Source organism: Bradyrhizobium sp. BRP19 (genome assembly GCF_020194195.1).
Lineage (GTDB): Bacteria > Pseudomonadota > Alphaproteobacteria > Rhizobiales > Xanthobacteraceae > Bradyrhizobium > Bradyrhizobium yuanmingense.
On record NZ_JADYVZ010000001.1, the window covers coordinates 428,017 to 449,264 of the forward strand.

The following is a 21,248-nucleotide window of genomic DNA, read 5'->3' on the forward strand; positions in this document are numbered from 1 at the left end:
CAGGTGAATGGCCCTTAAGGCCGGTACTGCTTCACTACCTTGATGTTGACCGGACCTTGCCCGGCAGTTGCGAACTCAGCGCACGCACGTCCTCATCGAGCGCACGTCAATCCATACTGCGCAGCTGGCCGCTCGGTTATGAACCAGATCACGATTTGCGAAACGCCCGGGTGGGTCGCAATCGCGACAACTCAAAATGAAAACGCAAACTTCTTCTCGTCCTGCGCGAAGTCACGTTCACTCACCGCTAATGCGGGCAGGTCTCGACCTCGACCGTGACGTGGCTGAGGCCCTTCAGCCCGGCGAGCCGCCGCTTGTAGACGGCCGGCTGCTTCGGCTTGTCCGACACCACCGAGAGCAGCACGGCACAATGGCCGGGGCCGACCTGCCAGAGATGCAGGTCGGTGACGCGATCCTCACCGACCTCCATGCGGGCGCGGATCACCCGCTCCAGCTTCTCGTCGGCGCGCACGTCGAGCAGCACCGCACCCGATGATTTGATCAGGCCGAATGCCCAGCTCGCGATCACGGCGCTGCCGATCAGACCCACCGCCGGGTCGGCCCAGACCCAGCCGGAATACATGGCCAGGCCGAGCGCTGCGATCGCCAGCACCGAGGTTGCGGCATCGGTCATGACATGGACATAGGCCGCGCGGAGGTTGTTGTCGTGCTGATGGTGGTGATGATCGCGCTCGTGGTCATGCTCGGCGTGGTCATCATGCGCATGGCCATGGCCGTGGTGATGATCGTGGCTGTCGCGCAGCAGCCACACGCTGGCGAGATTGACGCCCAAGCCGAGAGCAGCCACGGCCATGGCCTCGCCGTAGACGATCGGCACCGGATTGATCAAGCGCAGCACGCTCTCATAGGCGATCTCGACCGCGATCAGGCCGAGGATGATCGCGCTGGCGAAGGCGGCAAGATCGCCGAACTTGCCGGTGCCGAAGGTGAAATGCGCATTCCCCAGATGCCGCCGCGCGAAGCGATAGGCGAAGGCGGCAATGCCGAGCGCCGCCGCATGGGTGCCCATGTGCCAGCCGTCGGCGAGCAGCGCCATCGAACCGAACAGCGAGCCGGCGACGATCTCGCCGACCATCATGACCAGCGTCAGCACGACCACGAACCAGGTGCGGCGCTCGTTGTCGTCGTGCTTCTCGCCCAGGAAGGCGTGGTCATGGGTCCATTGTTCGATGGAATGGGAATGCATCGAATTCTCCAGAAGATTCAGCTCTGTTGGCCTCCAATATAGACGGCAGGCACCAATTTTCTAAGGACCAATCGTCCCGCGGATTGACAGTGCTTCTTAGTTTCGCTGTAATCTGCGCCATGGGGATTTGAGCGATCTCCCCACGAGGCGACAGGCCCAAGCATCGCGTCCCGTTTGGTTCTCGAGGACGCATCATGTCTACATTCACGACCATCTCATCCGACAAAATGGCACGGCTGATCGGCACGGCGAATGCGCCTGTTCTGATCGATGTGCGCACCGAGCAGGATTTCGCCGCCGACCGGCGGCTGATTCCCGGCTCCATCAAGCTCGGCCACGACAACGTGGCGGACTGGGGCGGCGCCTTCGCCGGCCGCCGCGCCGTAGTCTCCTGCCTCCGCGGCGAGAAGCTCGCGCAAGGCACCGCGGCCTGGTTACGCCAGCTCGGCGCGCAGGCCGAAACGCTGGAGGGCGGCTTCGAGGGCTGGAAGGCGGCCCAGCTGCCGCTGGTCGACGCCCGCAAGCTGCCGCCGCGGGATGCCAAGGGGCGCACCGTCTGGGTGACGCGGGCGCGGCCGAAGGTCGACCGCATCGCCTGCCCGTGGCTGATCCGCCGCTTCGTCGATCCGGACGCAGTGTTCCTCTATGTCGCGCCGTCCGAGGTGGTCGCCGTCGGCGAGCGGTTCGGCGCAGCGCCCTTCGACATCGAGAACGTGTTCTGGAGCCACCGCGGCGAGCTCTGCACCTTCGACGTGATGATCGAGGAGTTCGGCATCGCGACTCCGCCCCTGCTGCGCCTCGCGACGCTGGTGCGCGGCGCCGACACCGCGCGACCCGACCTCGCGCCGGAGGCGCCCGGCCTGCTCGCGGCCTCGCTCGGGCTGTCGCGCATGTATGACGACGACCTCGAGCAGCTCGAGGCCGGCATGCTGCTCTATGATGCCTTCTACCGCTGGTGCCGCGACGCCACCACCGAGACTCACAACTGGCCGACCAACAAGGTGAAGGCGTAATGGACGTTCGCGCCGATCAAGCGGGAGCTGGTGCCGGTCACGGCATCAGCTTCAACGAAGCTTTCCGCGTCTGGCTCCGTGTCGCCTGCCTGAGCTTTGGCGGGCCCGCGGGCCAGATCGCGGTGATGCACCGCATCCTGGTCGAGGAGAAGAAGTGGATCTCCGAAGGCCGTTTCCTGCACGCACTGAACTATTGCATGCTGCTGCCGGGACCTGAGGCGCAGCAGCTCGCGACCTATGTCGGCTGGCTTATGCATCGCACCGCCGGCGGGCTGATGGCGGGCGGGCTGTTCATCCTGCCCGGCATCATCGCCATCATGGGCCTCAGCTACATCTATGCCGCCTTCGGCAATGTCAGCTTCGTCGAGGCGCTGTTCTTCGGGCTCAAGGCGGCCGTGCTCGCCATCGTCGTCGAGGCGGTAGTGCGCGTCGGCAAGCGCGCGCTGAAGAACCGCATCATGATCGCGCTCGCGGCCGCGGCCTTCGTCGCGATCTTCTTCTTCGCGGTCCCCTTCCCGATCATCATCATCGCCGCCGGCCTCATCGGTTATGCCGGCGCCCGAAGCGGCCGTCCGGAATTCGCGCCGGCCGGTCACGCCCATGGCGGCGGCGCCGCGATCGACAGCATGCTCGGCGAGGCCGTGCCCGATCACGTCCGGCCCAACACGGCGCGCGCGATCCGCGTCGGTGCACTGTGGCTGGCGCTTTGGCTGGTGCCGGTGATCGCACTGCTGATGGCCCTGGGTCAGGCCAATGTGTTCAGCCAGATCGCGCTGTTCTTCTCGAAGATGGCGCTGGTTACGTTCGGCGGCGCCTATGCGGTGCTGGCCTATGTCGCCCAGCAGGCGGTCGAGCATTATCATTGGCTCAAGCCGCATGAGATGCTCGACGGTCTCGGCATGGCCGAGACCACGCCGGGCCCGCTGATCATGGTGCTGCAATTCGTGGGCTTCATGGCGGCCTATCGCGACCCTAGCGGCCTGTCGCCGATGCTCGCGGCCACGCTCGGCGGCCTGCTCGCGACCTGGGTCACCTTCACGCCCTGCTTCCTCTGGATCTTCGTCGGCGCGCCCTACATCGAGCGGCTGCGCGGCAACGCGGGCCTCGCCGGCGCGCTCAGCGCGATCACCGCCGCCGTGGTCGGCGTGATCCTCAACCTGTCGATTTGGTTCGCGCTGCACATCCTGTTCCGCGAGACCGTGCCGGTGCATGCGTTTCCGCTGAACTTCGACATGCCGGTGCTGAGGAGCGTCGACGTGCCGGCGCTGGTGCTGGCGATCGCGGCGGCCACCGCGATCTTCCGGTTCAAGCTCGGCATGCTGACGGTGCTGGCGGGCAGCTCCGCGGCGGGCGTGGCGTTGCGGATGGCCGGGGTGATCTGATGCCAGGGACGTGACTAATCGTGAGTCCAGGATGAGTTGGAACGCCGCGGCCGAACGCCACCTAGGCAGGGGGCGTTTGGAGAAACAGCGATGCGTTTCCTTCTGGTTTTCAGTTTTCTGATCACCTTGGTCGGCGCTGCCGACGCCGCACAGGCGCGTCATCCACACCGGCGGCACGCGATTGTCCATTCCGGTCAGGGTATGGCCCCGTCCGGTCCAGCTTCGGGCTTCGCCTACGCGCCGCCGCCGGAAACCTCAGCTTATCCTGGCGCCACTGAACGCGCCACTGAACCTTATTTCGGCGCTTCTCAAGGTTATGCGCCCGGCGAAAAGGAGCGGTTTCTTCGCAGTTTGTTCAGTCCGTAGGGCCCGTGCCACCCCTAGGCCTTGCGCTGTCGCGGCGAGGGCGTGGGAAAGCTGCTGAGTTGAATCCCGCAGCCTTCCCTTATTCACGTCAATAAGCGCCGACCTTTGTTAGCGTCGGGTTGGATCGTTTGTGCCGCCCGGACGGATGGTCTGAGGACCGCCCTGGCCGGAACCCGCGCCACTGCCGCCGCCGGCGCCTACGCTGGATCCCGTCGAACTGCCGGTACCTGCATCGCCCGCTCCCGTTCCACCCGCCGCGCCGCTCGTTCCGCCGCTGGTTCCTCCGGCCCCGGCGCTAGCGCCCGCACCCGCGCCGCCCGCTCCGCCTGCGCCGGCCCCGCCTCCGGCACCTCCGCCCGCCTGCGCATGGGCGAACCCGATCGAGGCGCCGGCAAGCAACGCACACATGGCTACTGAGAAGATTGTCTTTCGCATGGTTCAAACTCCGATTGACGATGACATGCCAATCGAAGCCGCGCGCAAACGTTCCTGATGATATTCGTCGGAGGCCTTCAACATCGCTAGGAACGATGTTGCGCAACGTTCAATTGATTCCAGTCCCGCGGCCACTCGACGTACCCTTCCGCGTAGCGCGCACGACTCATCACATGGCAGATCCTGGCCGCTGGCTATCGCATCATCATCCGCGCGATCGCTTCCCCGATCACCACCGTCGTGAAGTGCGTGTTGGCGCGGCAATCGGACGGCATGATCGAGGCGTCGGCGACGCGAAGGCCGCTGATCCCTTTCACGGTACCATCGGGGTTGACCACGCCATCGGGGTCGTTCCCGCCGCTCATGCGGCAGCTGCCGGCGGCATGCTGGATGTCGCCGGTCTCGCGGCGCAGCACCGCGTCGAGCTCGTGATCGGGCAGGCTGGCGGCCTGCGGCAGCGTCAAATCCGTGTCAGCGAGCCTGATCCAGTCGGCGATGCCTGACAGCGCCGGCTGCGACGTGATGACCGCGAGGCGTTTCACCGCATCGATCATGCGCAGCATGTCGCGCGGATCGGCCAGCATGTTCTCCTCGACGACCGGATCGATTGCAGGATCGGTCGAGGCCAGCTTGAGCGTCCCGCGCGAATAGGCGTTGAACAGCCCCGCGCCGATCGCTCCGGGGTTCCCGATGCCGCGATGATTGAAGGCGATCAGGATCATGTCGCGCTTGCCGCCATTGGCGAGGCCGGAGGAATAGGTCACGCAGCAATTGGTGTGGCGCGTATCCGGATCGGTGGGACGAAGCTCGTCCCGGAGCTGGATCGTGGCGCGAAACAGCGGATGGTCGAAGAAATGGCGGCCGACCGGCAGATCGCGCGTGACAGCAATCCCCATTGCCTTCAACTCCTCGGCCGGCCCGATGCCCGAGCGCAGCAGGATCGCCGGACTGTGGATGGCGCCGGCGCACAGCACGATCTGGCGGGCGCTGATCTCCTGGGTGCCCTGCCCCTCGACATGAACGCGGACACCGGTCGCCCGTCCGTCGCTGATCAGCACGCGATCGACCAGCGCATGCCCGCGGATCTCCAGGTTGGCGCGCCCGCGTGCGGGCTCGAGATAGCCCTCATTGGTGGTGATGCGGCGCAAGTCGCGGCTGTTGATGGGGTAGCACGCAACGCCCTCGCCGTCCGGACCATTGACGTCGGCGCACCAGGGATAGCCGCTCGCAAGTGCCGCATCGCGCAAGCCGCGGTCGATCGGACCCCACTTTTGCAAAGGCGCGCGGTAGACCGGCAGTGGCCCGCCGCGGCCGTGGTCCTCGACATCGCCGAATTCCAGATCGTCCTCGATCACCGAAAACAGCGGCATCACCTCTTTCGCCGACCAGCCGGTGCAGCCATTGGCCGCCCATTCGTCGAACGCATCGGCAACGCCGCGGATCGCGATCTGGCCGTTCATCATCGACGAGCCGCCGAGCCCCTTGCCGCGCCAGTAGAAGCGCGGCTCCTGCCCAGCGACGCGGCGCGTCAGAAGATCGGGCCATTGCCATTTCTCCTGGTACTCGCGCTTGTGGATGATCGGGATTGGATTCGGCGTCCTCACCTCCCAGGGCGCCTCGTCGGCGCGCCAATCGAGCCCCGCTTCGAGCAGCAGGACCCGCCGTGCGGGATCTTCGGAGAGCCGTGCGGCTACTGCGGCGCCGGCGGAGCCGCCGCCGACAACAATGACATCGTGCATCGCGCTACTTCTCAACGTTCCAGAACACCGGGATGGCGGACGGTATCAGACCGCGCAAAGTCGCGCGATAGGCGGCCGGCTGCGCGAACTGGCCCCACGGGATTCCGGGCGCCTGATCGTACATGACCGCCTGGATCTCGCCCGCGATCTTCTTCCGGTCCGCCTCGGCCGGCGCCTTGGCGAAGGCTTCCATCAGAGGGGTGATACGCGCATCGCATTGCCAGCCGGTGAAGTCGGCACAGTTGAAGGCGACCATGACATTGGTCAGCGGCGAGCCGAGATCAAAGCCGCCGGCGTGAACGCCATAGACGCTCCAGCCCTCCCTCTTGGCGCGGCGCGCCAGCACGCTCGCCCAGTCCATCACCTGCAGATCGACATTGAAGCCGGCCGCCTTCAGCCGCTCGGCGAGCACCTGCGCCGAAACGCGCGGGGCTTCGAGATCGTTGGCCTGCATCACGATGACGGGCTCGCCGGCATATTTGGTCGCCTTCAGTGCAGCCTTCGCCGCTTCGATCGAAGGCTTTGCGGCGGCTTCCGTGCCGGCCTTGCTCTCGTATGTGGTGCCGCAGGTGAAGTAGGTCGCGCAAGGCGTGGCGTATTTGGCGTCGAGCCCGAGCGCATCCAGCACTTCGCGCTGGTCGACCAGCTTCCACAGCACGCGGCGGATTTCCGGATCATCGAACGGCTTCGAGGCCGCGTTGAGACGGTAGGCGCCGGCGAACATGTTGCCGCCGGTGAAGTTGACGAGCTTGACGCGCGTGTTCTTCTCCAGCTGCGGCAGCAGATCGAACGGCGCGTACTGCATGAAATCGATTTCGCCGGCCTGCAGCGCAGAGGCGGCAGTCGCACCATCGGGAATGACGCGCACCTCGAGCGTATCGACATTGACGCGCTTGCCGCCAGCCAGGAAGTCCGCGGGCTCGGGACGCGGCACATAGTCGCCGAACTTCTTCAGGATCATGCGGTCGCCGGTGCGGTGGTCGGCCTTGCTGTAGACGAACGGGCCGGAGCCGACGATCTCGGTGATGCGCTGGTCGCCGGGCGTCTTCGCGATGCGCTCGGGCATCATGAAAGCGACCGGGCTGACGGGATTGCCGAGCGCGTCGATGACGAGGCCGGACGGCTCCTTCAGCGTCAGCACGAAGGTTTTCGCATCGACCGGCTCGAGCGAAGCCGTGATCGCGAAAATGCGGCGGCCGAGTGCGCTGCGGGTGCCCCAGCGACGCAGCGAGGCCACGCAATCGGCTGCCGTGACGGGCTGGCCGTCGTGCCATTTCAGGCCGTCGCGCAGCGTGAACGTATAGGTCAAGCCATCGGGCGAGACTTTCCAGTCCTGCACCATTTGCGGCTTGATGTCGCCCTTGGCATCCTTCGCAAACAGCGTGTCGAACACCATGTAGCCGAACGTGCGCGAAATATAGGCCGTGGAGAAATGCGGATCGAGCGTGACAATCTCCGCCTCGAGCACCGCGACGAGATTGCCCGCCGCATGCGCGGGCGCCGCCGCCAGCGCAAGGCCGACCAGCGCGGGAATGAAAGCCTTCAGTTTGAGCATTGGGGTGTTTTTGCCTTTTGACCAGCCGTTTGCGTTCAGCAGGAAAAAGCAATGTTCGTGCCCACACGTATGCGCTCATAGCTAGCTGCCACGCGTTTGCAGGATGCACATACTTACAGTTGGAGAGCGAGGCTGTCGCAGCTCGTCATTGCGAGCGCAGCGAAGCAATCCAGAGTCTTTCCGCGGTGGGATTCTGGATTGCTTCGCTGCGCTCGCAATGACAGTGGAGAAGCAGAGAGCACAACACGCGCTGTCGCCGCCCGGCTTGACCGGGCGACCCCGTATTCCAGAGACAGCTGATGGATACGGAGAAGCCGCGGCGTACTGGATGCCCCGCCCCCGTGCGCAATTGCGCACTAGGCGGGGGATGACAGCGTCGTTGTGGCGACAGTTGGGGCCAGTGCCCTACCCGATCACCGACCGAACTTGTTCGACTTCGGGAAACCCTTCGGCGGCAGGCGGCCGGCGTCGGCGCGGGTGCCCTGCCATTCCGCCAGCTCCTTCATGGTCGCGGAGAATTCGCGTCCTGCGGAATCCTTCCAGGTCAGGCCCGCCTTGGCGTCGAATACCGCAACGTCGGACAGGCCGCCGTCCTTGTATTTCTGCAGGCGCACTCCGCGGCCGCGGGCCATTTCCGGCACCTGGTCGAGCGGGAAGACCAGCATCTTGCGGTTCTCGCCGATGACGGCGACGGTGTCGCCCGTCACCTCGGTGATCGCGCGGGCCTCGTTCGGCATGTCCACGTTGAGGACCTGCTTGCCCTTCTTGGTGGTGCCAACGCAATCGTCCTCGTTGACCACAAAACCCTGGCCCTCGTGGCTGGCGACCAGGAATTTGCGGCCGCCCTTGTTGACGAACAGCGCGACGGGCGCGGCCTCCTGCTCGAGGTCGATGAACAATCGGATCGGCTCGCCATGGCCGCGGCCGCCCGGCAGCTTGGCGACGTCGAGCGAGTAGAACTTGCCGTTGGTGGCGAACAGCAGCAGCTTCGAGGTCGTCTCGGCGAAGAAGGCGAAGCCGAGCTTGTCGTCCTGCTTGAAGGCGAGGCCGGAGAGATCCTCGACATGCCCCTTCATGGTGCGGATCCAGCCCTTGTCGGAGACGACAACCGTCACCGGCTCGCGCTCGACGAAGGCCTCCTCGATCGCGGCGAGGTCGTGCTCGGGCGCATCCGCGAAGGTGGTGCGACGCTTGCCGAGCGGTGTCTTCGGTCCGAACATGTCGCGGACCTTGCCAACCTGCTCGCCGACCTTCTTCCACTGCTCGGCTTCCGAGGCGAGCACCGCGTTGATGCCCTTGAGCTCGGCGCGGAGGTTCTTGTCCTCGGTGCGGATCTCCATCTCCTCGAGCTTGCGCAAGGAGCGCAGGCGCATGTTGAGGATGGCTTCCGCCTGCACCTCGGTGAGCTTGAACGCCTTCATCAGCTCAGGCTTCGGCTCGTCCTCGGTGCGGATGATCCTGATCACCTTGTCGATGTTCAGGTATGCGATCAGGAAGCCGCCGAGCACTTCCAGCCGGTGCTCGATCTGCGCCTTGCGGTAGTTGCTGCGGCGGATCAGCACGTCGCGCAGATGGTCGAGCCATTCGCGCAAGCACTCCGCGAGCCCCACGACCTTGGGGATGCGCCCCTTGATCAGGACGTTGAGGTTCAGCGGAATCTTGTTTTCGAGCTCGGTGAGGCGGAACAGCGATTCCATCATCAGCGCCGGATCGACGTTCTTCGACTTCGGCTCGATCACGATGCGGACGTCTTCGGCCGATTCGTCCCTGATGTCGCCGACCAGCGGCAGCTTCTTCTGGTCCAGCAGCTCGGCGACCTTCTCGATCAGACGCGACTTCTGCACCAGGAACGGAATCTCTGTGACGACGACGGCCCAGGTGCCGCGTGCGCCCTCCTCCTGCGTCCACCGCGCTCGGACGCGGAACGAGCCGCGGCCGGTGGTGTAGGCTTCCGCAATCGCCTGCTTGGAATCGACGATGATGCCGCCGGTCGGGAAATCCGGGCCCTTGACCCACTTGAGCAGTGCCTTCGACTTTGCGTCGGGCTTCTCGATCAGGTGCAGCGCGGCATCGCACAGCTCGGCGGCGTTGTGCGGCGGGATCGAGGTCGCCATGCCGACCGCGATGCCCTGCGCGCCGTTGGCGAGCAGGTTCGGGAAGCCGCCCGGCAGCACGATGGGCTCTTTCGACTGGCCGTCGTAGTTGGCGCGGAATTCGACCCCGTCCTCGTCGATGCCCTCGAGCAGAAGCCGCGCGACGTCGGTCATGCGCGCTTCGGTGTAGCGGTAGGCGGCGGGGTTATCGCCGTCGATATTGCCGAAATTGCCCTGACCGTCGACCAGCGGATATCGCGAGGAGAAATCCTGCGCGAGGCGGACCATGGCGTCGTAGATCGCCTGGTCGCCGTGCGGATGGAACGAGCCCATCACGTCGCCGACGATCTTGGCCGACTTCTTGAAGGCCGTGCCGGGGTCGAGCCTGAGCAGGCGCATGCCGTAGAGGATGCGCCGGTGCACCGGCTTCAGGCCGTCGCGCGCGTCCGGCAGCGCACGGTGCATGATGGTGGAGAGGGCATAAGCGAGATAGCGCTCTTCCAGCGCCTCACGCAGCGGCACCTCGTGGATTTCAGCCGGTTCTTCAGGCGGAACGATTCGTTTTCCCATGCCGCCCGGTTAAACCGTGGAAGCGAATCGGGCAAGGATCGAATGGTTCCCTGTGGGCGACGTACTAGCCTGCCCAGCCGGCTGTGACGGTCTGGGTTGGGGCTGGACCAGGTGTTTGCGCAGGCGCCGGCGCATTGGTCAGGCAACGGCGGGCGGCCTCGATCTCGGCGTCGGTCGCGCCCCGCGACCGCGCCCATGTCTCTGCAGCGGCAGCGGAATATTTCGCCACATAGTACCGCACCACCGTGCACGAGGCCCGGCGAAACGCCCCGGGCTGCGGCTCGCCAGCCATGGCGTCGGGCGCGAGCGCAAGCAGCGTCGCGGACAAAGCGAATCCCTTGATCAACATTTGGGCTGTCCCCCCGATGTGGAACCTCAAGCCCCAAGTCCGCGTGGGCCGATTTCGTTCCAGGGAACTGAATGCTGCTGGGCAAGGCTGGGTAGCCATTACGTCATGGCGCCGGGATCGCCGCCCTCGCCTGCTGCCGCATCAGGGCGTTGATGAAGCCGGCCCGCGCATCGGAATGGCCCTGGCCGCGCGGCTCCAGCACGTGGCGGAGCAGGAACAGGCCGGTGAGCCGGAAGCCGTCCTGGAGATCCTGTTCGGTGAGATCGCCCGCGGTTTCGCCCTGGCGCAGGAACGGCGGCAGGCGCAACAGCCGGTCGCGCCACGGCTCGCCCGCGCTACGCGATACCGCGCCGCCTGATTTCGGCGAGACATAGATCAGGTCCGTAGTCTCGCCGGTCACTGCACAATTGTCCAGCGCCAGCCCAAAGCCCAGCTCGGCGAGCATCGCCAGCTCGAAATGGATCAGGTGCACGGCCGCGCTGCCGATGTCGTCGAAATCGTCGAGCGAATGCTCGAGCAGCGCAAAGATGTCCTCATGCGGATCGCGCTCCGGCAACAGCCGCGCGACGGAGGCGAGATGGGTGACTCCGTAGACGCCGTGGGACGATGCCAGCAGCGTTGCCGCGCGCAGCTTCAATCCCTCGATCGCATAGGTGCCCAGGTGCTCGTCGAGCCGCGCCCGCCACACCACACTGACGCTGTTCCCCGGCTGCAGCAGCGGCCGCATCCGCGAGCCGGCGCCACCGCGGACGAGGCCGAGATGCCGGCCATGCGCGCGCGTCAACAGCTCGACGATGGCGCTGGATTCGCCATGCCGCCGCACCCCCAGCACGATGCCTTCATCGGTCCATTCCATAGGGGAAGTGTAGCGGATTCCGGCGTTCAATCGTAGGGCGGATTAGCCGAAGGCGTAATCCGCCAATCGCCCGTGCACGTCAAAGGTGGATTACGCTTCGCTAATCCACCCTACGGCGCCTCACGCGTTGAACCAGTCCCGCGCGTCGCCGCTGAAGGAGAAATACAGGCCCATCGTCGTCAGCGCGCAGGAGACGATCTCGATGGCGCTGTCGAGCTCCAGGCCCTTCTCGCCGATGATCTGGCCGAGCGAGATCACCGACAACACGAGGGCCGCCGCCAGCACCCAGCGTGGCCAGTTCTTGCGATGATGCGCGGCCAGCCGGACGAAATAGAGCAGCAGGAGGATCATGCCGCCGGCGAGCAGCGTCCCGGTCATGATCATCTGCTCGGTCACCGCGGCATTGGGCGTGCGGTCCTGCACGGCGACCGAGACGGCGTCCAGCATCAACGATGCATAGAGCAGCGCTTCGAAGCGCTGGACGTTGGTGGGTAGGCTCATCGGATGCCGATCTTTTCTTGGTTATTCTTTTGGGAAGTCCAGGCCCATCTCGCGATAGCGATCGGGATCGTCGCCCCAGTTCTCGCGCACCTTGACGAACAGGAACAGGTGCACCGGCACGTCCAGAATCTGCATCAGCTCTTTCCGCGAGTCGGCGCCGATCGACTTGATGGTGGCGCCGCCCTTGCCGAGCACGATCTTGCGCTGGCTTTCGCGCTCGACGTAGATCGTCTGCTCGATCCGCACAGACTTGTCCTTGCGGTCCTCCCACTTGTCGGTCTCGACCGTGGACTGGTAGGGCAATTCCTGGTGCAGCTTCTGATAGATCTTCTCGCGGGTGATCTCGGCCGCCAGCTGCCGCATCGGCGCGTCCGACATCTGGTCCTCGGGGTAGAGGAACGGACCCGGCGGCACCATGTCCGCGAGCGTCTTGCGGATGTCGTCGACGCCATCGCCCGAGATCGCCGAAATCATGAACGTCCGCACGAAAGTCATGCGCTCGTTGGCCGCCTGCGCCAGCGCCAGCAGCTTCTCGCGTTGGACCAGGTCGACCTTGTTGATGACGAGGATCTTGTCGTGATTGACGCTGGCGGCCTTGGCGAGGATCGCCTCCGCCTCCTCGTCGATGCCCGTTTTGGCATCGAGCAGCACGCAGACCAGATCGGCATCATGCGCCCCGCTCCAGGCGGTCGAGACCATGGCGCGGTCGAGCCGGCGCTTGGGCGAGAAGATGCCGGGCGTGTCGACAAGGATAATTTGCGCGTTGTTCTCGATGACGATACCGCGGATCAGCGCGCGCGTGGTTTGCACCTTGCGCGAGACGATCGTGACCTTGGCGCCGACCAGCGCGTTGACCAGCGTCGACTTGCCGACATTCGGCGCGCCGATCAGCGCGACGAAGCCGCAGCGCGTCGCGCCGGGTGCCCCGCCGCTTGCTTCAACCGTCATTGCTGCCGCCGACGCCTTCGCGTTCGATCATCACTGAGGCTGCCACTTTCTCTGCCGCGCGCTTGCTGCCGCCGATACCCTCGGCGGGGGCCAGGCCCGGCAGATCGACGGCGACACGGAACTGCGGATCGTGATGCGGGCCGGTGCGCTCGACCTCGCGATAGACAGGCGTCGGCAGTCCCTTGCCTTGCGCCCATTCCTGCAGCACGGTCTTGGGATCGCGCAAGGGCCGGCGCGGCTTGTGCATCCGCTCGGTCCAGTTGCGCTTGACGAATTCGGCTGCCGCCGCATGGCCGCCGTCGAGGTAGATGGCGCCGATCACGGCCTCGCAGATGTCGCCGAGGATGGATTTGCGCAGGCGGGCATCGGCACTGGAGCCGACCGAGCCCAGCTTGATGTCGTCGACGAGACCGAGCGACTTGGCGACGTCCGCGCAGCTCTCCTTGCGCACGAGCTCGGCAAGCCGCTTGGACAGCTCGCCCTCATCGGCGTTCGGGAAGGCGTGATAGAGCATGTCGGAGACGACGAGCCCGAGCACGTGGTCGCCGAGGAATTCCAGCCGCTGATAGCTGTCGCCTCGCTTGCGCCCGGACTTCAGGGCCGAGACATGCGTGATCGCCTGCATCAGCATATTTGGATCGGCGAAGCTGTGGCCGATCCGCGCCTCGAGCGCCGCGTTGGCATTCGTGCCCTTGGCCTTGCTGCTCCGCGGCCGTTTCTTCTTGGCAGGCGCCTTCGCCGCAGCTTCGCCCTCGGGAGCGGCTTGCACCTCGGTCGGTTGGATCGCGATGTCCTTGGCTTCGTCTTTCATCGGACGATTTTGAAGAACCGATTCCAGCGCACCGCCCACGGCCAGCGCCAGAGCATCCAGGCGTGCTCGCCTTCAGCGATGGAGAAGAAGATCATCTGGGCGCGGCCGATCAAGTGCTCCTGCGGGACGTAGCCGACCTGGCCGAGAAAGCGGCTATCGGTGGAGTTGTCGCGGTTGTCACCCATCATGAAGAAGTGGCCGGCCGGGACGGTGTAGACGTTGGTGTTGTCCATGTAGCCGTTGTCGGCGCAGTCCAGCGTCTCATAGGACACGCCGTTCGGCAGCGTCTCCTTCCAGCGCTTCACCCGGGAGATGCCGCCGCCTTCCGAGCCGCAAGGGTCCTCGCCGACATATTCGCTCATGCGCTGCCGCTCGACGGGCGTATCGTTGATGTAGAGCAGCCCGTCCCGCATCTGGACACGGTCGCCGGGAAGGCCGATCACGCGCTTGATGTAGTCGGTGGAATCGTCCTTCGGCAGGCGAAACACGACGATGTCGCCACGAGCGGGGTCCGAGCCCCAGATCCGTCCCGAGAACAGTGGCGGCGAGAATGGAATCGAGTAATGGCTGTAGCCATAGGAATATTTCGAGACGAACAGATAGTCGCCGACCAGCAGCGTCGCCTTCATCGAGCCGGACGGGATGTTGAAAGGCTGAAACAGGAAGGTGCGGATCACGAGCGCGATCAGGAGAGCATGAATGACGACTCGGATCGTTTCGCCGACGCCGCTCTCAGTTTTCGTTCCCGAAGTCACGCTCATTGCTCTCTCAATTCCGGCCGGCGATCATAGAGCGCCCTCCTCCCGCGAACGGCCCACCGGTTCGCGGCGCAAGGAGATTGTCCTGATTCTGATAGTGAGGGCCAATTCCGGCGTAAAGCCGAATTCGCCCAGGCTGATTTGCGTTCGCGGACTTTTAGACGGTTGTCGGAGGCCACGCAATCAAGGATCGCATCAAAACTGATTAAGATATTGATTTATAAAGAAAATCACAAAACGCCCGAGCCGCGATCAAGGTTTCGGCAGCGGGACGGCGGAAATGACGACAAAAGCCTGCGCCAGCGGCCAGTCGTCGGTGATCGAAAGGTCGATCCGCGCCTCGAACCCCTCCGGTGTCAGGGCCTGGAGCCGGGCCAGCGCGCCGCCGGTCAGCTGCATAGTCGGCCGCCCGCCCGGCAGGTTGACCACCCCCATGTCGCGCCACCAGACGCCGCGCCTGATGCCGGTGCCGAGTGCCTTGGAGCAGGCCTCCTTGGCGGCGAAGCGCTTGGCGTAGGTCGCCACCACCATCTTCTCGTTCTTGGCGCGCCGTTCCGCCTTGGCCCGCTCGGCCGCGGTGAAGATGCGGTCGAGAAAACGCTCGCCGTGGCGCTCGATCACCTTGGCGACGCGGGTGATGTCGATCAGGTCGGAGCCGATGCCGATGATCATGCCCGGCTCCGGCCACGATCCATCGCCGCGCGCATGCTGCGCACGGTCTCGGCCAGCCCCACGAACAGCGCCTCGCCGATCATGTAATAGCCGATGTTCAGCTCCATGATTTCGGGCAAGCTCGCGATCTTCTCCGCCGTCGCATAGTCCAGCCCGTGGCCGGCGTGAACCTCGAGTCCCGCGTCCTTCGCCAGCTTCACCCCGGCCACGATCCGCTGCCATTCAGCCTCGGCCTTGTCGGTGTGGCCATCGACGACGGCATCGCACCAGGCACCGGTGTGGATCTCGATCACAGGGGCGCGCAGCCGTGCCGCCATCTCGATCTGGGCGGCATCGGCCGCAATGAACAGCGAGACGCGGATGCCGGCCTCGCTCAGCCGCGCGATATAGGGCGCGAGCGCGCTGCGCTGGCCGACCACGTCCAACCCGCCTTCGGTCGTTACCTCCTGGCGCCGCTCCGGCACCAGGCACACCGCGTGCGGCTTGGTGGCGAGCGAGATCCGCATCATGTCGTCCGTCGCGGCCATCTCGAAATTGAGCGGCTTGGAGATCTCCGCCTTCAGGCGCGCCATGTCCTCGTCGCGGATGTGCCGGCGGTCCTCGCGCAAATGTGCGGTGATGCCGTCGGCGCCGGCCTCGATCGCGAGCAGCGCGGCGCGCACCGGATCGGGATGGCGGCCGCCGCGCGCGTTACGCACGGTTGCGACGTGATCGATATTGACGCCGAGGCGGAGCGGAGGTGCGGGCATTTCAGAACTCGCGAAATCAGAGGGAACGGCGCATGCGAGATGCGCCTATCCATTAACACGTTCGACTTTGGCGACGACCGCCTTCGCGCGCAGCTGGGCCAGGATCGCGCTGAGGTGCTTCAAGTCGTAGACTTCGAGATCGATCGTCGTCTCCGTGAAATCGGGCGAGCGGCGCTGCATGCTGATGTTGTCGATGTTGCCGTCGTGCTCGGCGATCACGGTCGCGATCTGCGCCAGCGCGCCGGGCTCATTGACGTTCTCGACCTTGATGCGGGCCGGGAAGCGTTGCGGCGCGGAATCCTCGATGTCCCAGCGGACGTCGAGCCAGCGCTCCGGCTCCTCCTCGAAATCCTTCAGGGCCGGCGCCTGGATCGGATAGATCGTGATGCCCTCGCCCGGCGTGACGATGCCGACAATGCGATCGCCGGGGACGGCGCCGCCGTTCGGCGCGAACTTCACCGGAAGGTCGGAATTGATGCCGCGGATCGGGATCGCGACCGGGCTGCGCGACTGTTCGGAGACCCCCTTCTCCTTGAGCTTGGCGGCAAGACCCTTCTTGACGCCGTAGCGCGCGATGCGCTCCTCCTTGTAATCCGGGTACATCGCACGCGCGACATGGGAGGCCTTGATCTCGCCGCGCCCGACCGCCGCCATGACGTCCTCGATCGAGGTGCGCGCGAGCCGCGGCAGCGCGCCCTTGAGTTTGTCATCGGCGTATTCGATCTTGGCGCGCTCGAACAGGCGCTCGACGATGCGCCGGCCGAGCCCGACATATTGGTCGCGCACCGCGGTGCGCGTGGCGCGGCGGATCGCGGCACGCGCCTTGCCGGTGACGGCGAGCGTTTCCCAGGCCGAGGGCGGCGCGGACTGCGCCTCCGAGGTCAGCACCTCGACCTCGTCGCCGTTCTGAAGCTCCGAGGACAGCGGCGCGAATTTGCCGTTGATCTTGCAGCCCACCGCGCTGTTGCCGACGTCGGTATGCACCGCATAGGCGAAGTCGATCACGTTGGCATGGCGCGGCAGCGCGATCAGCTTGCCCTTCGGGGTGAAGCAGAACACCTGGTCGTGGAACAGCTCGAGCTTGGTGTGCTCGAGGAATTCCTCCGGGTTCGCGCTTTCCGAGAGGATGCCGATGGTGTGGCGCAGCCAGGCGAACGCGTTGGACTCGCGCTTGAGGAATTCGGTCGGCGAACCCACGCCCTCCTTGTAGAAAACGTGCGCGGCGATGCCGCGCTCGGCGATCTGGTCCATCGCCTCGGTGCGGATCTGCAGCTCGACGCGCTGGTTGCCGGGGCCGATCACCGTGGTGTGGATCGAGCGGTAGTCGTTCTGCTTCGGCGTCGAGATATAGTCCTTGAAACGTCCGGGCACGACCGGCCAGGTGGTGTGGACGATCCCGAGCGCGCGATAGCAGGCCTCGACGTCGCTGACGACGAGGCGGAAGCCGAAGATGTCGGACAATTGCTCGAAGCCGACCGACTTGCGCTCCATCTTGGTCCAGATCGAGAACGGCTTCTTGCGCCGGCCATAGACCCGCGCCCCTAAGCCCCGGTGGCGCAGATTGTTGGAGAGCTGGTCCTCGATCTCGCCGATCAGGTTGCGGTTGCGCTCAGCCAGCGCGTCGAGCCGCTGCATCACCACCGAATAGGCTTCGGGATCGAGGGTGCGGAAGGACAGATCCTCCAGCTCCTCGCGCATTTCCTGCATGCCCATGCGCCCCGCCAGCGGCGCATAGATGTCGAGCGTCTCCTCGGCGATGCGCCGGCGCGATTCCGTCGGCACGAAGTCCAGCGTGCGCATGTTGTGCAGACGGTCGGCGAGCTTGACCAAAAGCACGCGGACGTCGTCGGCAATGGCCAGCAACAATTTGCGCAGATTCTCGGCCTGCTTAGCCTCCCGCGACACCAGCTCCAGCCGCTTCAGCTTGGTCAGGCCATCGACCAGCGCGCCGATCTCCGAGCCGAAGATCTGATCGATCTCGGCCCGCGTCGCCTCGGTGTCCTCGATCGTGTCGTGCAGCAGCGCGGCCACGATGGTGGCGTCGTCGAGCTTGAGGTCGGTGAGAATCGCAGCCACCTCGAGCGGATGCGAGAAATACGGATCGCCCGAGGCGCGGGTCTGCGAGCCGTGGGCCTTCATGGCGTAGACGTAGGCACGGTTCAGCAGGTCTTCGTTGGTGTTGGGATTGTAGGACCTGACGCGCTCGACGAGGTCATATTGACGCATCATCCGGGCGCGAGGCCTGGCGGGGCGCGCGACCGGCGCAGTCGGGGCCACGGCAACCGATTCGGTTGCGGCCTGCATCTGCGTGGATCTGCGGCGCCGATATACCATGCCGTCCTGCCTTCAAACGGGCTTGAGCCGGCCCGCTGCATACATCCTAACTCCGATCGCGCTCGTGTCCGATCAATTCAGTGACAGGGCCAAGCACCGACCGCAGCGCTATGGTAACCACGAAAAGGCCAACAAAAGCAAAGGCCCGAACGATCGTTCGGGCCTTTGATATGATCACAAGAAGAAGATGATCGCGATGGAGGAATTACTCGTCTTCCTCGGGCTGCTCCTCGGGAGGCGCGAGGCCTTCCAGGCCCTTCAGCAGCTCCTCCTCGGTCATGCGCTCCACGGCGACCTCGGTGTCGTCGGCATCGACGCTTGCCCCCGCGGAACCGATCAGCGGCACTGTATCCGGCTCGGGCTCGTCCACCTCGACGAACTTCTGCAACGAGTGGACCAGCTCCTCGCGGAGGTCCTCCGGCGAGATCGTCGTCTCGGCAATTTCACGCAAAGACACAACAGGGTTCTTGTCGTTATCGCGGTCAACCGTTAGTTGTGAACCGGATGAAATCATGCGGGCACGGTGGGCGGCCAGCAGGACCAAGTCAAACCGGTTGTCGACCTTGTCGATACAATCTTCTACGGTGACGCGAGCCATGGACTGTCGCTCCGTTGTGGGTGGGACGAAATATGTGGATGATTAGGGCTAGTTATAGGGGCCGGGACGGTTTCGCAAGACCATTTTGTGATTTGGCCTCGCCAAACCGCTCTGCTACCCCCACATTGGGGCTGGGACGGGTGGTTTTCCGGGCTGCCGTTGGGGGCGGCCCCGGGGTGTATGCAAGTCCGCCATAACTATACCTTGATTGCCCCGACTTCTCCGGATTTGCGGTTTCGACGGGTTTCTGCGGCACTCTAGAACTGCGCGGCCTGTTGTCGCCGCGCCAACAAAAAACGATCAATCACGAACGCTACGCGAGCAAACTGAATGTCACCTTCTCCTACCAACAAGATCGCGCTCTTCATCGACGGGGCCAATCTCTACGCGACGGCGAAAACCCTCGGCTTCGACATCGACTACAAGCGCCTGCTGAAGGAGTTTCAGAGCCGCGGGACGTTATTGCGGGCGTTCTATTACACCGCCATCATCGAGGACCAGGAATACTCCTCGATCCGCCCGCTGATCGACTGGCTGGACTACAACGGCTACACGGTCGTCACCAAGGCGACCAAGGAATTCATCGACGCCTCCGGGCGCCGCAAGGTGAAGGGCAACATGGACATCGAGCTCGCCGTCGACGCCATGGAGCTCGCCGAGCACATCGACCAGATGGTGCTGTTCTCGGGTGACGGCGACTTCCGCTCCCTGGTCGAGGCCGTCCAGCGCCGCGGCGTGCGGGTCACGGTGGTCTCCACCATCGCCAGCCAGCCGCCGATGATCGCCGACGAGCTGCGCCGCCAGGCCGACGTCTTCACCGACCTCGTCGAGCTGCAATCCAAGCTCGGCCGCGATCCGTCCGAGCGCCCCGCCCCGCGTGACCGCGGCGAGCGTGGTGAACGCCACCACGCCCCGCAATTCCTCCAGCGCGCGACCACGACGGCGCCGAGGGGCGATGACGACTTCGAGGAGTGAGGCGGCCCGGTCAAGCCGCCAGCCTCTCACAATCGTTCCCGACCGTGACTGCCCGCTCTGCCCGCGCCTGGTCGCCTTCCGCGAGGCGAACCGCGCGCGCGAGCCCTCGTGGCACAATGCGCCGGTTGCGCCCTTCGGCGACATCAAGGCCCGCCTCCTGATCGTGGGCCTCGCCCCGGGAATGCAGGGCGCCAACCGCACGGGGCGGCCGTTCACGGGCGATTATGCCGGCGACCTGCTCTATGCCACGCTGATCGAATACGGCTTTGCGAGGGGCACCTATCAGGCGCGTCCCGACGACGGCCTGAAACTCGTCGACTGCCGGATCGCCAATGCCGTGCATTGCGTGCCGCCGCAGAACAAGCCGCTGCCGATCGAGATCAACACCTGCCGCCAGTTTCTCGTGGCCAATCTGGCGACGATGCCGAAGCTGCGCGCGATCGTCGCGCTCGGGCGAATTGCGCACGACAGCGTGCTCAAGCCGCTGAATTTGAAGGCCTCGCAAGCCCCCTTCGGCCACGGCGCGGTGCATCAGGCCGGCGCGTTCAGGCTCTACGACAGCTATCACTGCTCCCGCTACAACACGAACACCGGCGTGCTGACGCCAGACATGTTCAGATCCGTGTTCGCGAAGGTGAAGGCGGATCTCGATTAGCTAGAGCATGATCCGGAAAAGTGCGTAGCGGTTTTCTGAAAAGATCATGCTCAAACAATAAGCTAAAGCGCGATGACGATTCATCCTAATCGCATCGCTCCTTATTGACGGAATTTGCCTTGAGCCAGGCCAGCACGTCGCCGGCGTTCCGGTCGGGCGGAAACACCGGATAGAACACGTGCGTGATCCTGGCGTCGTCGATAACAAGCGCGAGGCGCTTGATCAGCGTCAGGCCCGCGACCTCCATGGTCGGCAAGTTCAAGGCGCGCGTCAGCGCCAGCTTCTCGTCCGAAAGCACCGGGAACGGCAGATGCAGGCGCGACGCCATCTCGATCTGATAGTCGTTGCTCTGGGTCGAGAGGCCGAACACATGCGCGGCGCCGGCGGCCTTCAGCTCGGCGTAGAGATCGCGAAAGGCGCAGGTCTGGGGCGTGCAGCCGCGCGCTCCGGGGATCATGTCCCAATCGTCGACCAGCGCGATCTTGCCGGGCTCGCCGGTGCGGGGATAGGCGAACACCACGGTGCGGCCGCGCAAAGCCGACAGGGTGACCGATGTGTCGTCGGTCGCGAGCAGGCCAATCGGCGGCAACGTCATGCCTTCGAGATGCGCGGCGGCGCCATCGTCGGAAGGCGCGGGAATCTGGCTCCAGTCGACCTCGAGCAGGTTCCGTTGATTCATCTC

At 65.1% G+C, this 21,248-nt stretch carries 20 protein-coding genes; 5 read left to right on the plus strand and 15 right to left on the minus strand.

Annotation, left to right across the window (positions count from 1 at the left end; genetic code table 11):
* Nucleotides 1-247 precede the first annotated feature (247 nt).
* A complete protein-coding gene (gene dmeF / locus I6F36_RS02055; protein WP_036014991.1) occupies nt 248-1,207 on the minus strand; it encodes a CDF family Co(II)/Ni(II) efflux transporter DmeF in 960 nt (319 codons plus the stop codon).
* A 194-nt stretch (nt 1,208-1,401) separates the two neighbouring features.
* On the opposite strand from dmeF, the gene I6F36_RS02060 reads away from it, so the two are divergent.
* The 3 genes from I6F36_RS02060 (at nt 1,402) to I6F36_RS02070 (ending at nt 3,968) form a co-directional block, all read left to right on the plus strand.
* Nucleotides 1,402-2,220, plus strand: coding sequence for a chromate resistance protein ChrB domain-containing protein (locus tag I6F36_RS02060; protein ID WP_036025495.1), 819 nt, complete (start codon nt 1,402-1,404; stop codon nt 2,218-2,220).
* Complete coding sequence (gene chrA, locus I6F36_RS02065; RefSeq protein WP_225125114.1) at nt 2,220-3,602, plus strand: chromate efflux transporter; 1,383 nt, start codon at nt 2,220-2,222, stop codon at nt 3,600-3,602. Before I6F36_RS02060 ends, chrA begins: the two co-directional genes overlap by 1 nt.
* A gap of 90 nt (nt 3,603-3,692) precedes the next feature.
* Nucleotides 3,693-3,968: a hypothetical protein gene (locus I6F36_RS02070; protein WP_225170955.1), complete on the plus strand. Its 276-nt coding sequence runs from the start codon at nt 3,693-3,695 to the stop codon at nt 3,966-3,968.
* 629 nt (nt 3,969-4,597) lie between these two features.
* On the opposite strand, the gene I6F36_RS02075 is transcribed toward I6F36_RS02070, so the two are convergent.
* The 13 genes from I6F36_RS02075 to rpoZ form a co-directional block, all read right to left on the minus strand.
* Complete coding sequence (locus I6F36_RS02075) at nt 4,598-6,142, minus strand: GMC family oxidoreductase (RefSeq protein ID WP_225125112.1); 1,545 nt, start codon at nt 6,140-6,142, stop codon at nt 4,598-4,600.
* 4 nt (nt 6,143-6,146) lie between these two features.
* A complete protein-coding gene (locus I6F36_RS02080) occupies nt 6,147-7,697 on the minus strand; it encodes an ABC transporter substrate-binding protein (RefSeq protein WP_225170956.1) in 1,551 nt (516 codons plus the stop codon).
* 413 nt (nt 7,698-8,110) lie between these two features.
* Nucleotides 8,111-10,360 carry a DNA topoisomerase IV subunit A gene (gene parC, locus I6F36_RS02085; RefSeq protein WP_225170957.1) on the minus strand — a complete coding sequence of 750 codons (2,250 nt, stop codon included), beginning with the start codon at nt 10,358-10,360 and terminating at the stop codon, nt 8,111-8,113.
* 64 nt (nt 10,361-10,424) lie between these two features.
* Entirely contained in the window at nt 10,425-10,709 is a 285-nt protein-coding gene (locus I6F36_RS02090; protein ID WP_225144649.1) for a hypothetical protein, read from the minus strand.
* A 103-nt stretch (nt 10,710-10,812) separates the two neighbouring features.
* Nucleotides 10,813-11,565: a DNA repair protein RecO gene (gene recO / locus I6F36_RS02095; protein WP_225156966.1), complete on the minus strand. Its 753-nt coding sequence runs from the start codon at nt 11,563-11,565 to the stop codon at nt 10,813-10,815.
* Nucleotides 11,566-11,685: 120 nt separating this feature from the next.
* Nucleotides 11,686-12,066, minus strand: coding sequence for a hypothetical protein (locus I6F36_RS02100; RefSeq protein WP_036039208.1), 381 nt, complete (start codon nt 12,064-12,066; stop codon nt 11,686-11,688).
* Nucleotides 12,067-12,087: 21 nt separating this feature from the next.
* A complete protein-coding gene (gene era / locus I6F36_RS02105) occupies nt 12,088-13,014 on the minus strand; it encodes a GTPase Era (RefSeq protein WP_225156967.1) in 927 nt (308 codons plus the stop codon).
* Nucleotides 13,004-13,825 (minus strand): ribonuclease III, encoded by an 822-nt coding sequence (rnc, locus tag I6F36_RS02110; RefSeq protein WP_036015029.1) that lies wholly within the window; start codon nt 13,823-13,825, stop codon nt 13,004-13,006. Before rnc ends, era begins: the two co-directional genes overlap by 11 nt.
* Nucleotides 13,822-14,586: a signal peptidase I gene (lepB, locus tag I6F36_RS02115; RefSeq protein WP_036015031.1), complete on the minus strand. Its 765-nt coding sequence runs from the start codon at nt 14,584-14,586 to the stop codon at nt 13,822-13,824. The genes rnc and lepB overlap by 4 nt, the downstream gene beginning before the upstream one ends.
* Before the next feature lie 249 nt (nt 14,587-14,835).
* Nucleotides 14,836-15,255: a holo-ACP synthase gene (acpS, locus tag I6F36_RS02120; protein ID WP_025036721.1), complete on the minus strand. Its 420-nt coding sequence runs from the start codon at nt 15,253-15,255 to the stop codon at nt 14,836-14,838.
* A complete protein-coding gene (locus I6F36_RS02125; protein ID WP_225156968.1) occupies nt 15,252-16,004 on the minus strand; it encodes a pyridoxine 5'-phosphate synthase in 753 nt (250 codons plus the stop codon). Before I6F36_RS02125 ends, acpS begins: the two co-directional genes overlap by 4 nt.
* Before the next feature lie 45 nt (nt 16,005-16,049).
* Nucleotides 16,050-18,338, minus strand: a complete 2,289-nt coding sequence (locus I6F36_RS02130; protein ID WP_036015037.1) for a bifunctional (p)ppGpp synthetase/guanosine-3',5'-bis(diphosphate) 3'-pyrophosphohydrolase — start codon at nt 18,336-18,338, stop codon at nt 16,050-16,052.
* Nucleotides 18,339-18,543: 205 nt separating this feature from the next.
* Nucleotides 18,544-18,936 (minus strand): DNA-directed RNA polymerase subunit omega, encoded by a 393-nt coding sequence (gene rpoZ / locus I6F36_RS02135; RefSeq protein WP_007603391.1) that lies wholly within the window; start codon nt 18,934-18,936, stop codon nt 18,544-18,546.
* Nucleotides 18,937-19,266: 330 nt separating this feature from the next.
* Here rpoZ and I6F36_RS02140 point away from each other — a divergent pair, with 330 nt between their 5' ends.
* Nucleotides 19,267-19,911: an NYN domain-containing protein gene (locus I6F36_RS02140; RefSeq protein WP_036015038.1), complete on the plus strand. Its 645-nt coding sequence runs from the start codon at nt 19,267-19,269 to the stop codon at nt 19,909-19,911.
* The gene (locus I6F36_RS02145; RefSeq protein ID WP_036025518.1) at nt 19,892-20,566 is read left to right on the plus strand and encodes a uracil-DNA glycosylase; all 675 of its coding nucleotides are present in this window, start codon (nt 19,892-19,894) and stop codon (nt 20,564-20,566) included. The genes I6F36_RS02140 and I6F36_RS02145 overlap by 20 nt, the downstream gene beginning before the upstream one ends.
* Nucleotides 20,567-20,651: 85 nt before the next feature.
* Here I6F36_RS02145 and I6F36_RS02150 read toward each other — a convergent pair whose 3' ends face one another.
* On the minus strand, nt 20,652-21,245 hold the full coding sequence (locus I6F36_RS02150) for a peroxiredoxin (RefSeq protein WP_225170958.1): 594 nt from the start codon (nt 21,243-21,245) through the stop codon (nt 20,652-20,654).
* Nucleotides 21,246-21,248 lie beyond the last annotated feature (3 nt).